Here is an 11,741-nt window from a genome sequence, read left to right as displayed (position 1 = left end):
TAGCTTGAACGTTCACTTATGAACACTGCAACATGATCGATTAGTCTAGCGACTCTTCCGAGATGAGCTTGAACCCTTCAATCTCCGTCTCCTCTTCCACTTCAATCAGCAAGCACGGTTTTCCTTTATAGTTCACTTGCTTCACGTATTTCAAGTCTTGTGGACTGACGGAAATATTGGCCACTTTCGTATTGATTTTAATCGACTTTGACGTATACTTCGGAACGACACTCGTCGCTTTCATCTCATATTTCGTATCGTCGACGACTTGCTTGAACGCCTGCTCGACCTTCTCCGTCGTCACATCTTCCACACCGCTCGCCCGTAAGACGACCTCGACAGCACGAGAGTCGAGCATCGCTACTCTCTCTTCTTCCTGTTCGTTCTCTTCTTCGGCGACAATGATTTGATTGATCTCATCATAAACGGTCGCGAGTGTCCGGGAATTGACTTCTTCGCCGATGACCGCTTTCACCACTTCTTCGAAGACTGCCTTCTCTTCTACTGCCGTGACGATTTCCGAACCGTTCAACACGTTCTCAATGAACGTCATATCCGGTTGATGCGCTTTGTGCGCCGAATAGAGGACATGGTTCACATCGGCCGCGTTATCCGTGAAGCACGGGAATAAGAATCCGCCGATTGGCGCCTCGAGTTTGATGATTGGATTTACAATCAAGCTGGCTTTGAATTCCCGCTCGACGAAGTCAAAGACGAGTGATTTTTTCGGAAGCTCTGTCGGGCTGATGCTGCCGAGGATGAACTTCGTCGTATACACCTCATCGTTCGCGTGAATCTCAGACTCTTCCGAGTACCGGTTCGTCGGCTTATTATAATTCCCCCGGATGAACGTCACGACCATATCCTTCTCAAACGGCGTGTCTTTCACCATCTTCAACGCGATGCGTTGCATATAGTCCGTCCAGACGTCGGTCTCTTCCGTACGAAGTCCTTCATACAGCAAGCCTTGCGTATGGTCGACTTGACCTTCCTCAGGATATTGGAACTTCACTTCGAACAGTTTTTCATCAAGTTTTCCACCGAGCACTTTTTTGAAGTTCGTCAAAAACAGCTCCTGCTGCTCTTCTTCTAAGAACGGGAACGGACGCAACTCTTCGTAATAAATCTCATTCGTTTCCTGTCGGATGTAAATCGTATATAAGTCAGCAATCTTCAGCTTCGTCGCATTCACTTTGAACTGTCGGCGAATCGCCGCAATCTCTTTCTTGTTCATTCCATCCACCTCTTCTTTTCTCTCCATCCATGTCATTCATTATACCAGTCCTGATCGCTCACTAGTTCCAAAGAAATAACACCAGGTCGTTCATTAATGCTAGAGAAGGATTTGCGATAGTCTTTCTAATCATTTTGCAGATTTTCACACTTTTTCAAAATCGTCCTGTGTATGATCAAGTTGGATTTATTGCGTGATGTTTGTCTCACTAGTTGTTTGATGAAAGGTTGCCCACTTGCTTCGACAAGTGTTCATTCCAAATACATAGTAGGAGGCTTTTTATGTTAAAGAAACTCATGTCTGTCGCACTCGTCACATTGCTCGTATGGATCTCCGCGTCGTTTGACGCGACACCGGTCTCTGCTTTCCCGCCGAACATTCCATCGAAAGCGGATGCGCTCACGAAACTGAATGCGCTCACTGTCAAAAATGAAGGGTCGATGACAGGATATAGTCGTGACCTCTTCCCGCACTGGTCGAGTCAAGGAAGCGGTTGTAACACGCGTCACATCGTCTTGAAACGAGACGCTGACTCGGTCGTCGACGAATGTCCGGTAGCGACCGGCTCATGGTACAGTTACTATGACGGATTGACGTTCACATCAGCCTCTGACATCGATATCGACCACGTAGTTCCGCTCGCTGAAGCGTGGCGCTCTGGCGCAAGCAGCTGGACGACAACAAAACGTCAAAGCTTTGCGAACGACTTGAACGGTCCTCAATTGATTGCGGTGTCTGCTTCATCGAACCGCTCAAAAGGAGACCAAGATCCGTCGACATGGCAACCCCCTCGCACGGGGGCGCGTTGTGCGTATGCGAAGATGTGGGTCGAGACGAAGAGTCGTTGGGGCTTGAGCCTTCAATCCGCAGAGAAGTCAGCACTCACGACAGCCATCAACGCTTGCAGTTACTGAGTGAGAAAAGGAGTCTTCGAATGAACGAAATCACTTCAACCTTTAAGGCAACCCACGGTGTCATGACGGAAGAAGTCGGTGTCATCAGTGGCGATTTGGAATTGACGACGGCGTGTCAGGAAGATGGTTCCTTGACACTTCACATCACGTACGTCGGGGCAAAAGATGTATACACGCTCCCGGGGAGTCCCTATCAGCTGCATGACCCGAACGATCATGCTGTTATCCATCAGATGCTCGTGAATGTTCTCGAACGGACGTAAAAAGAAGGAGTCCATCACTCGATTTGAGTGACCGACTCCTTCTTTTACTTTTTCATGCAGAATATTTAGTTTTGTTGCTGCTTCCGATCGACCTCTCGAATAATCGCGATTGCCTCTTCATAAGACTGTCGCAACTCATCCGGCATGTCTTCGACGTACTCACCAGCACGTACTCGAATCGACTCTTCTCGCATGAGCGCTTCGATGTACGCGTCATATTCGTCAGCAGTCAACACGTCACGTGCAGCAGGCTGATCGTTCAATTGATCGAAGTATGGTTGAAGGTCAGAGAGTGCTTGCTTCACTTCCAATCGTTCCGCCTTCGGAATCGCTTCATAATCGACATTTCCGTTCGCATTTCCATAGGCGATTCGCGTATCCGTGAAGACGCTCAGACCTTGCTTAAACTCTTCATATTCTGCCTCACCCAATACTCCTTTTGCTTGATTCAATTTGGCGTCCAATAACAAATATTTCTCTAAAGTGGCGCTGACGATATGTACTTTCATCTCGTCAAATGAACCGTATAACTCATCCGCCAAGAGGGATTGATAGGCGAAGGCACCTGTCGGAATAAGGAGCGCCGCCGCGATTCCGACCGTCATCAACCGTCGACGGATAAATCCTGGTTCCCGGCGCATCTCTTGTTTCGCTCGCTTCACACCTTGTCGGGTGCGTTCACGCAGTTCACTTGGAATTTCGATGTCCGCCAACATCCGTTTCATCTCACGATCCATAGCAATCGACCTCCTTCCATTCTCGTCTCAATTTATCGACAGCTCGATATAAGGTTGTCTTCACCGTCCCAATCGGCCATTCCAATAAATCTGAAATTTGTTGAAACGTGTAGTCTTGATAATATTTCAACACGACCACGCTGCGCTCATCCTCATGAAGGGAATCCATCATGTCAGCGAGTGTCATCGTTATCGCGTAATCCGTTTCCGTACTTCCAATTGACTCTTCAAACTCCGGCATCAAATGAATCACATTTTTCCTCTTCTTCATGACATCGAGCGCACAGTTGATGGCAATCTTCATCAGCCATGTCTTCAAAAATTGTGGTTCCCGTAACGTTCCAATCCTTTTAAATGCTTGATAAGCGACTTCTTGCACGACGTCGAGCGCATCATCCGGATTTTTGACGTATACATAGGCCATCCGATATAGGTCGGCCTCGTAATGCTGAAAGATCTTTAAGAAAGCTTGATCATTACCTCGTTGCGCTTTCTGAATGAGACGTTTCATCGAACGTCCCCCTTTTCGTTTTTTCCCTTACACTCATTAGACATGAAACGCGTCCATTTAGCTTTACTCATTTGGGAAAAAATGAAAAAAAGCATCTCAGAAGAGACGCTTTGATGATGATACGTTCTGATATTTTGTTAATAAGTCTTTCGGAATATGGCAATAATCATCCGGACAACGCGTCAGGCGGTCCTGATGCTCGTCCGCACTTCGCACATAGTTCGTGAGCGGCTTGACTTCAACAGCAATCCGTTTCGCATCCGAGCGTCGATCAATGAACGCCTGTGCCTCCACCACATGTCGTGACTCCTCACTGTAGACGCCCGTTCGATACTTCTCTCCGACATCAATCCCTTGTTGGTTGATGCTGTATGGGTCGATGATTTCAAATAAATAGCCCATCAAATCATTGACCGTCACCACGTCCGGATCGAACGTCGTTCTGACGCACTCCGCGTATCCGTCATATTCCCCGTCCAACGTGTCCGTCGTTCCGTTCGCACGTCCCGCTTCAGTTGAAAGGACGCCAGGTAATGTCCTCACAAATTCTTGAACGCCCCATAGACATCCGCCCGCTAAATAGATTGTTTCGATTGGAATCACTCCTCATCTTATCCGTTTATGTATCACTTCATTAGTAACTCTTGAATTGCTTCTACAATCAAGTATGGCTCATCTCTTTGGATATAATGTGCGCTCTGCTCCGCAATTACAAATGAGGCATTTGAAGATATTCCCGTCATTTCTTTTTGTAAGACATTCCATAGCCTCTGATTTTCTGTGGAATAAAAGTCTTTCTTTCCTGCTGATATGATAATTGTCGGGATTGAAAGATTAAGATTTGCTCGTTTCACTTGGTGCAAACTTTCTATAAAATCAGTATAGTTCCCTTCTCGTAGAAACTGTTTATGATATGCGTTTTGAAACTCTTGTGACATGGTCGGAAGAAATCGTTCACGATAATCACTTGGTGTCGTGTCTACTAGCACAAGACCCGTTACTTCATTTGGATATTCAGATGCGAACAATTGCATGTTGATGCCTCCGAACGAATGACCGACTAAAATGAACGGAGATGCTATATCCAACTGTTTGATCAGTTGGTGCAATTCTCGAACCATCTCCTTACTTGTTCTTCGATTCGTACTAGTCCCGCTTTTGCCTAGACCTGCCCTGTCATAAAGAAGGACATTGGCATAGCTCGACACTTCATTCGCCACCTGTCTCCAAGTCGTAGAATCATCGCCATATCCTGCATCCATAATGATTGTCACTTGCTTTGAATGGTGTTGAATATACTCTGCATATAACACACAGTCCTGAATTTGTACCATTTGCTGATGGATCATGGCTTTCTCCTCACTTCGTCCTTTTAGCTATCATATAGCATAAAAAAATTGATGGACAGCCGCCCATCAATTTATAAATACCCCAATCGCTTCAAATCTTCATAAACAAGCGTAGACAATAACTTCCGCCCGTCCCCATTCAAATGGTCCGGGTTATGGAAGAAGGATTGTTTGTGAATGAACCGTTCGTCCCCCATGTAGTTGAGGAATGGGACATCGATATCCAATTTTTCTAAATGCTGAAATACGAGGCGTTCCATGACCGCTTCGTCGAAATACGCATGATACGACGAATGGACCGGCTCTATCGCTAAGACGACGCGATAGCCTTGCTTCTTGCAATAATCGATGATGTCTTGTAAATATGCCATATTCTCTTCAATCTCGTGATTGTTCACGGCATTCTCGTATTGAGCGGCGACTTCCTCATACTTACGCTCGGAATAATTCAGCCCCCCATTCTCCCATGGCTTATGCGCATCGAAGCGGAAATCTCGGATTTCCCGGGAAATGGCGGCGTAGGCGCTCCCACTGTTCAATGAAGGGAAGCGTTCGTGCGTATAGTAGTGGAACCAACTGACCGACTCCAAGTCTTCCCGTTCCAACACGCGATAGTAGTTTTCTTTCCGTCCGACGTTCGAATTACTGAAGGTGATTTGTGATAACGACACAATCACGACCCCACCTGGCTTCAGATATTCATCGTATTCTTTTAACATCTTCAAGTCATATTCAATCGGTTGACTCGGTAACGCCAAATCCAGATGCGACAATCCAAGCGACTTGAATGAATATCCGTACATCGCATGGGACGTTCCGAGATTGATGATGTCGACCGGGTGAGGGTCTTCCTTGAAGGCAAGGACAGCCCGGTTATTATTATATTCCCACGACTCTTTCACGAACTCGTTGACAGGAATAAAGATTGCGATGATGACGAGTAATACGACACCTATTTTGATTGCTAAACGCTTCATGCTAATTCCTTTCCATCCATCTTAGAACCCACCGTATACAAATCCTTGGCTCGAGACGCCAAACAAGAACGCTGAAACAATCAAGAACAAGTTGATGGCCACGCTCGTCACCGCAGACTGACGTGCCATCCAGTCCCAAGCCGATCCTCTCGTCCGCTCGATATGTTGAAACAGATGAACGATGACAAAGACGACGAGGAAGATGATCAAATCGAGTAATGAGAACATTTGAATCGCCTGCATCATGCCTGACGGTGCCCACGAAGAGGGCGTCACGTACAGTTTGGCATGAGAGAATGCTTCGGCCATGGAGTGCGACTGAAAGAAGACGCGTGAGAAACAGACGAGCTGGAACGTGATGGCGATTTTCCACCACCGATGCAGTGTCGGCACGCGGTCAAATCCGACCCATGACGCCATTTTTTCACGTTGCTGTTTCGTATGGTCTCCGAACACGCGATAGATTCCATGAATGAGTCCCCATAAGACGAAGTTCCATGCGGCTCCGTGCCAAATCCCACTAACTAAAAATGTCGCAAGGATGGCACCATATATTTGTTCGCGCTTCTTCTTTCCTTTTGCGAGCGGCATGAAGATATAATCCCGTAGCCACATCGAAAGCGTGATATGCCAGCGGTTCCAGAAGTCGGCGATTGATACGGCGAAGTGCGGCTGCTTGAAGTTTTCCGATAAGCGAATCCCGAGTAAGCGTGCACAGCCGATGGCGATGTCACTGCATGCCGAGAAGTCCGCGAACAATTGAATCGAGAACAACATCGTCGCGAGCACAATTTCCGAACCGGTCGGGTCCGGGCTATTGAACACACTCGCGACAATCGGGGCCAACCGATCGGCAATCAGTGTCTTCTTGAAGAATCCCCAGATGATGCGCTGAGTCCCATAGCTGATATTGCCGTAGTCGAGATGTTGCTCTGTCTTCAGTTGCGGAAGTAGCTTTTTCGCCCGCTCAATCGGACCCGCCACAAGTTGCGGGAAGAAGGCGAAATAGACCGAGAAATAGCCGTAATGACGCTCTGCTTTTTGCTTCCCTCGCGAGACGTCCACGACATAACTGATGGCTTGGAACGTATAAAACGAGATGGCCAACGGCAACACGATTTCTCTATACGGGACGTCATAATCAAATCCGCTCCATGTAGCAAATGAGCGGAGCGAATCATTGACGAAATTAAAATATTTGAACCAGCCGAGGAAGAAGACGAGCACCGAGACACCGACCCACATGAGCCGTTTTTTCTGCTCCTTCTTCTCCTGTTTCTCAATCAGAATTCCAATCACATAGGTGAAGGCCGTACTGATCAGCAGGAGCGGGATGAATTGAACGCTCAATGTGGCGTAAAAGACATAGCTCGCCAACAAAAGGAGCACCCAACGATATCGATGTGGAACCATATAGTACGTTCCAACGATGAGTGTTAAAAATAAGAGAAATTCAATCGAAATAAAAGTCATATTTACCACCTGATGTTATGAAACTTGACGATGTACCGATTCCTGACAATCAGGTGGTCACAAGTTCTCGCTTCGGCAATGCAGCATAACGAATCTTCCCGAACGCATTTCGCGGAATCTCGTCAATTTGCATCACCCGAACACCTTTCACCTTGATTTGTTCTTTGATGATTTTTTGAATGCGTGCGACGTCATCTTGTAACGTATACACGTATAGCTGGTCGTCTTCCCCGGCACAGACGCAATCATGTCCATGCTCTCGAAGGAGCGCCTCGACTTCGTCTAGGCTGATTCGACTGCCATACAGTTTGATCATGCGCTTGATTCGGCCGACGATGAAGAAATATCCATCCTCGTCGCGATACGCCATGTCACCCGTATGCAAGATACCTTGATTGTCGTCACCTTTTGAAAGGTCCGCTAACGATGTTGCGTATCCGAACGACACGTTATCACCTTGATACACGAGTTCGCCCGTCACGTTCGCCTCTTTGATGTCGTTCCCGGCTTCATCTCGTAACGAGAGCGTTCCACCAGGGATGGGGATTCCGATACTCCCTGCTTTTTTCGCATGCATCCGATCCGGTAAATACGACATCCGGGCCGTCGCCTCCGTCTGACCGTACATGATGAAAAATTGAATCCCTTTCTCTTCACATACTGTTGCGAAGTGCTGCGCAAGCTTCGGGTCTAACTTGCCACCCGCTTGTGTCAACTTCTTCAGACTTGGGAGGTCGTACGTCTCAAACTTTAATCGTTTCAACATCTCGTAATGAAACGGGACCCCACCAAACGTCGTCGCCTTCTCGGCACGACACAGCTCCCAAAACTCCTTTTGAACGATCGAACGGTCTGTCAGGATGAGGGTCGCCCCTTTCAACAGATGACTGTTGATGATGGAGAGTCCATACGAATAGTTCATCGGAAGGGTTGTGATTGGCTTATCCGTCTGATCGATGTCGAGATAGTCGATGATGGATGAAGCGTTCGCCATCAGATTTTTGTATGTGAGGCGTACAAGTTTCGGACTTCCAGTACTACCTGATGTCGTCAGCAGAAGAGCCAGCTCCTCATGAAGTTGGTGGCGAACCGATGTTTCGGTTTCAAATAAGGCGTAGTCACCATAGCCATAGAAGGCATCCAACGAGTTCGCCAAATCCTCCCTCGTCTCAGGAGCCCAGACGTGAGTCGGTTGATACCGTTCCATCAACTTCTGCAATTGGTCTACTGGAATATCTGCATCGAGCAAGACCGGGACGACCCGTCCACGGAGAAAGCCGATATATCCGAAGAGCGACTCGACTCGGTTGGCACATAAGCAGAAGACGAGCGACCGTTCGCCGACTTCCTGACAAATCGAGTCCCCGACTTCCAACATCTCTCTATATGAATAAGAGCGGTCCGCATAGACCGCCTCACGATCCATGTACTGCTCGAGTGTCTGAAAAAGCGTCATGACTGGATGTCCACACCGAGGCGCTGCAGCAACGCGATGCCAGACTGATACGAATGGAACTCTGTCATTTCATCCGAGTCGATATAGACGTCAAACGCATCCTCGATTTCAGCGATGAGGGTCATATGTCCAATCGAATCCCACTCCGTTGATTCCCCGAGCTTCATCTCTTCAAGGACCACATCGTCCTCTAGTTCCAATCCATTTCGAAATGCCATGTTATATGCTTCAAGCGTGCTCATTGTATTCATCCTTTCACATTCACTCAACCTTATTCGATTCCATCTATTCTTATCGACTGATAATGATAATCATTTGCCTTGTGATTCTATCACAATTTTTCGAAATCCTCAATTCTTCATAGGAGATAAAGCTTGAAGTTGAGCGATTTTTTGCATGAAAAAGACCACATCGTTATGATGCAGTCTCAGGAGACGGTATGACATATTCGAGTTGTAAATCGAGTGGTTCTTCTTTATAGATTTCTGGCACGATTTCTTCGGCTAACGTACATCCCATCGCTTTGTAGAAATGATACGTATCAACGGCCGGATTCGCCCCGATGTATAGTTTTTTCGCACTCCGTTCGATTGCTGCCTGACAGACACGTTCAAATAATCGCTTTCCGATTCCCTGACCTCGGCAAGGACGACTCACATGAATGAAACCCAAATTCAAATACTGGCCTTCCGTTCCGAGCGGTTGTCCGTTCAATCCGGCAAAGCCGAGTAACGTTTCACCATTTTGGATTGCGACAACAACTCCGCCACGATCGATGTAGTAGTTGAGAATCTCGATGACCTGTTGTTTTTTCGCATCGTCCCATTCATCAATATAGTGCTCATCCTTTTGATAAAGTTCGCCACTCGAATCCACGGCATAGATGCGATGCGTTTCCTGGAAACGTTCGAAGGTGTTTAGAAAGTTTGGGTCTAGTCGGTTTGTTAGGAGTTGAATCGTAGCGTTCATCGTAGTCTCCTTGTGATAAAATTTTCAATCCTGTATAGCTTCTGTCAGACGAATCATTTGAAGTTCTGACTTCACCGAATTGATAGAAGAGATCGTTTCATTAGAACGTTTAGCCAAATCCTCCGGTAAATTTTTCAATCGTTCAGACGATTCATCAAGCTCTTTCATAAATTGTTCATGTTGGCTTTGATCAATCTTAGTCACTTGTTTCTTCTCTTTCCAAAATTGCAGAGATTGGATTACTTTTTCACTCGATGATTGAAAAGAATGATAGGTAGCGACAGCTTTGTTTACTTGTAAAAGAACTTTTGAAGAGATTTCTAATGCATCATGTGCCTCCACAGTTGAGTTCCGAATATCTTCAATTTGATAAATTAATTCAGAATCCAGTTCTTTTTCCATCTTAATTAAAACAGCTGAATCTTGCGACGTTTGATACTCACTATTTATTTTCTCAATGCGCTCACGGGTGTCATTCATCTCTGCTTTTACTTTTGAAAGATGCTCTAATCGAAATAAAACGGCGTCTAGTTCAGTCAAAGTACTATTTGCATTACTTACATAGCCACTAATCCTACTTAACAACGGATGATTAACCACGCTGTTTATACTCGACAAAAAAAGAGTAGCTGAATCAACTTGATCCAGTACCTTTCGAACGGAAAATAGATTTTCATTTACTAGCTCGATTTGAGTGACAACCTCAGATAAATCTTTCTCGTACTCCTTCAAATCGTCTAAAATTTTTGGGGTTTCTTCTTCAATGACGGCGAGTGAATCTTGTTGCATCTGCTCAATTTTCATTTGAGAGGATTGATCTGCAAAGACTTTTTCTGATTCAGACTGATTTAACTTGCTCACTACGTAACTTACTGAACCTGATACGATAAGCGATGAGACAAGCGTAATCGGTAATAAATACCGTTGAAATGTAGAAGTCCGCTTTCTCGTCAATGAATCTTTTTTCGATTCCATATGTAACGAATCTCCTTTAAATATAATGAAAAAATTATTTTTTGATGGTAATTATCTATATTGTAATGGCTGATTCTTACAACAACAATTGTATTTCTATTTTTAAGCAAGAAAAAACCTGTATCTCATATAAGAGATACAGGTTTTGAAGTTATTTATGGTACGGCTCATTCCGATTGATTCGATACGCCCGATAAATCTGCTCACACAACACGAGCTTCATGAGTTGGTGGGGGAACGTCATCTTCGAGAACGAAATCGTATCATCTGCTCGCTTCATCACATCGTCCGACAGACCGAGCGATCCTCCGATGACGAAGGCGATCTTACTCTTTCCGTACGTCGCGAGTTGATCGAGTTCACGGGCGAACTCTTCACTCGTCCGCTGCTTTCCTTTGATTGCCAAGGCGATGACGTGCGTATCTGGGGATATCTTCGCCAAAATCCGCTCGCCTTCCTTTTGTTTTACTAGTAACATATCTGCCTCACTCAAATGCTCGGGTGCTTTTTCGTCTGAGACCTCGATTTCCTGCACTTTTGCGTAGGCAGACAGCCGTTTTGTATACTCGGCAATTCCTTGCTTTAAATATTTTTCTTTCAGTTTGCCGACCGTGATAATTGAAATATTCATCCAATTCTTCCTTTTTCCACAGTTTTTTTGGAGTTATCCATAGGGTTATCCACAGAGTTATCCACAAATCCACATGTTGATAATTAGTTTTTGCTTGACACAATATATGTTGCGTCGGCTTCACAGAACTCACATGTCACGTGTTCACTTGTGGATAATTCCTCTAGCAACGGGTATTCACCTGTTTCATCCACAATGATGTCTAAAGCGATTTCAACATGTTCCTTGCATACTTTTTTTTCCACAGTTTTT

The 11,741-nt window shown here is 45.8% G+C and carries 15 protein-coding genes; 2 read left to right on the top strand and 13 right to left on the bottom strand.

The annotated features are described in order from the left end of the window. Positions 1-40 precede the first annotated feature (40 nt). Positions 41-1,234, bottom strand: a complete 1,194-nt coding sequence (locus EAT1B_RS09015; RefSeq protein ID WP_015880257.1) for a DUF4317 domain-containing protein — start codon at positions 1,232-1,234, stop codon at positions 41-43. A 281-nt stretch (positions 1,235-1,515) separates the two neighbouring features. Between EAT1B_RS09015 and EAT1B_RS09010 the strand changes: the two genes are divergently transcribed. Both EAT1B_RS09010 and EAT1B_RS09005 read left to right on the top strand, forming a co-directional pair. Next, positions 1,516-2,148, top strand: coding sequence for an HNH endonuclease family protein (locus tag EAT1B_RS09010; protein ID WP_015880256.1), 633 nt, complete (start codon positions 1,516-1,518; stop codon positions 2,146-2,148). Positions 2,149-2,168: 20 nt separating this feature from the next. After that, positions 2,169-2,411 carry a hypothetical protein gene (locus EAT1B_RS09005; protein WP_015880255.1) on the top strand — a complete coding sequence of 81 codons (243 nt, stop codon included), beginning with the start codon at positions 2,169-2,171 and terminating at the stop codon, positions 2,409-2,411. A gap of 65 nt (positions 2,412-2,476) precedes the next feature. Here EAT1B_RS09005 and EAT1B_RS09000 read toward each other — a convergent pair whose 3' ends face one another. The 12 genes from EAT1B_RS09000 to EAT1B_RS15780 form a co-directional block, all read right to left on the bottom strand. Next, positions 2,477-3,148, bottom strand: coding sequence for a DUF3600 domain-containing protein (locus EAT1B_RS09000; protein WP_015880254.1), 672 nt, complete (start codon positions 3,146-3,148; stop codon positions 2,477-2,479). Further along, on the bottom strand, positions 3,138-3,659 hold the full coding sequence (locus EAT1B_RS08995) for a sigma-70 family RNA polymerase sigma factor (RefSeq protein WP_015880253.1): 522 nt from the start codon (positions 3,657-3,659) through the stop codon (positions 3,138-3,140). Before EAT1B_RS08995 ends, EAT1B_RS09000 begins: the two co-directional genes overlap by 11 nt. Positions 3,660-3,755: 96 nt before the next feature. After that, complete coding sequence (locus tag EAT1B_RS08990; RefSeq protein WP_041918114.1) at positions 3,756-4,253, bottom strand: peptide-methionine (S)-S-oxide reductase; 498 nt, start codon at positions 4,251-4,253, stop codon at positions 3,756-3,758. A gap of 32 nt (positions 4,254-4,285) precedes the next feature. Next, complete coding sequence (locus EAT1B_RS08985) at positions 4,286-5,008, bottom strand: alpha/beta fold hydrolase (protein ID WP_015880251.1); 723 nt, start codon at positions 5,006-5,008, stop codon at positions 4,286-4,288. A 71-nt stretch (positions 5,009-5,079) separates the two neighbouring features. Further along, positions 5,080-5,985: a hypothetical protein gene (locus tag EAT1B_RS08980; RefSeq protein ID WP_015880250.1), complete on the bottom strand. Its 906-nt coding sequence runs from the start codon at positions 5,983-5,985 to the stop codon at positions 5,080-5,082. A 21-nt stretch (positions 5,986-6,006) separates the two neighbouring features. Continuing rightward, entirely contained in the window at positions 6,007-7,458 is a 1,452-nt protein-coding gene (locus tag EAT1B_RS08975; protein ID WP_015880249.1) for an MBOAT family protein, read from the bottom strand. A gap of 49 nt (positions 7,459-7,507) precedes the next feature. Next, entirely contained in the window at positions 7,508-8,914 is a 1,407-nt protein-coding gene (locus EAT1B_RS08970; RefSeq protein WP_015880248.1) for an AMP-binding protein, read from the bottom strand. Beyond that, the gene (locus tag EAT1B_RS08965) at positions 8,911-9,156 is read right to left on the bottom strand and encodes an acyl carrier protein (RefSeq protein WP_015880247.1); all 246 of its coding nucleotides are present in this window, start codon (positions 9,154-9,156) and stop codon (positions 8,911-8,913) included. Before EAT1B_RS08965 ends, EAT1B_RS08970 begins: the two co-directional genes overlap by 4 nt. A gap of 172 nt (positions 9,157-9,328) precedes the next feature. Beyond that, positions 9,329-9,883: a GNAT family N-acetyltransferase gene (locus EAT1B_RS08960; RefSeq protein WP_015880246.1), complete on the bottom strand. Its 555-nt coding sequence runs from the start codon at positions 9,881-9,883 to the stop codon at positions 9,329-9,331. A 24-nt stretch (positions 9,884-9,907) separates the two neighbouring features. After that, positions 9,908-10,858 carry a hypothetical protein gene (locus EAT1B_RS08955; protein WP_015880245.1) on the bottom strand — a complete coding sequence of 317 codons (951 nt, stop codon included), beginning with the start codon at positions 10,856-10,858 and terminating at the stop codon, positions 9,908-9,910. A 151-nt stretch (positions 10,859-11,009) separates the two neighbouring features. Beyond that, on the bottom strand, positions 11,010-11,489 hold the full coding sequence (gene rlmH / locus EAT1B_RS08950; protein ID WP_015880244.1) for a 23S rRNA (pseudouridine(1915)-N(3))-methyltransferase RlmH: 480 nt from the start codon (positions 11,487-11,489) through the stop codon (positions 11,010-11,012). An 83-nt stretch (positions 11,490-11,572) separates the two neighbouring features. Next, positions 11,573-11,734 carry a CxxH/CxxC protein gene (locus tag EAT1B_RS15780; protein ID WP_015880243.1) on the bottom strand — a complete coding sequence of 54 codons (162 nt, stop codon included), beginning with the start codon at positions 11,732-11,734 and terminating at the stop codon, positions 11,573-11,575. Between the last annotated feature and the right edge of the window lie 7 nt (positions 11,735-11,741).

The sequence above is a fragment of the Exiguobacterium sp. AT1b genome (genome assembly GCF_000023045.1).
Lineage (GTDB): Bacteria > Bacillota > Bacilli > Exiguobacteriales > Exiguobacteriaceae > Exiguobacterium.
The sequence above is the reverse complement of the archived record's forward strand: the minus strand, read 5'-3'. Positions and strand labels throughout refer to the sequence as shown.

Coding starts and splice junctions, on each gene's coding strand:
- EAT1B_RS09010 (WP_015880256.1), top strand. CDS start 1,516: ATGTTAAAGAAACTCATGTCTGTCGCACTCGTCACATTGCTCGTATGG.
- EAT1B_RS08975 (WP_015880249.1), bottom strand. CDS start 7,458: ATGACTTTTATTTCGATTGAATTTCTCTTATTTTTAACACTCATCGTT.
- EAT1B_RS08955 (WP_015880245.1), bottom strand. CDS start 10,858: ATGGAATCGAAAAAAGATTCATTGACGAGAAAGCGGACTTCTACATTT.
- EAT1B_RS08970 (WP_015880248.1), bottom strand. CDS start 8,914: ATGACGCTTTTTCAGACACTCGAGCAGTACATGGATCGTGAGGCGGTC.
- EAT1B_RS09005 (WP_015880255.1), top strand. CDS start 2,169: ATGAACGAAATCACTTCAACCTTTAAGGCAACCCACGGTGTCATGACG.
- EAT1B_RS09000 (WP_015880254.1), bottom strand. CDS start 3,148: ATGGATCGTGAGATGAAACGGATGTTGGCGGACATCGAAATTCCAAGT.
- EAT1B_RS08965 (WP_015880247.1), bottom strand. CDS start 9,156: ATGAGCACGCTTGAAGCATATAACATGGCATTTCGAAATGGATTGGAA.
- EAT1B_RS08985 (WP_015880251.1), bottom strand. CDS start 5,008: ATGATCCATCAGCAAATGGTACAAATTCAGGACTGTGTGTTATATGCA.
- EAT1B_RS09015 (WP_015880257.1), bottom strand. CDS start 1,234: ATGAACAAGAAAGAGATTGCGGCGATTCGCCGACAGTTCAAAGTGAAT.
- rlmH (WP_015880244.1), bottom strand. CDS start 11,489: ATGAATATTTCAATTATCACGGTCGGCAAACTGAAAGAAAAATATTTA.
- EAT1B_RS08980 (WP_015880250.1), bottom strand. CDS start 5,985: ATGAAGCGTTTAGCAATCAAAATAGGTGTCGTATTACTCGTCATCATC.
- EAT1B_RS08995 (WP_015880253.1), bottom strand. CDS start 3,659: ATGAAACGTCTCATTCAGAAAGCGCAACGAGGTAATGATCAAGCTTTC.
- EAT1B_RS08960 (WP_015880246.1), bottom strand. CDS start 9,883: ATGAACGCTACGATTCAACTCCTAACAAACCGACTAGACCCAAACTTT.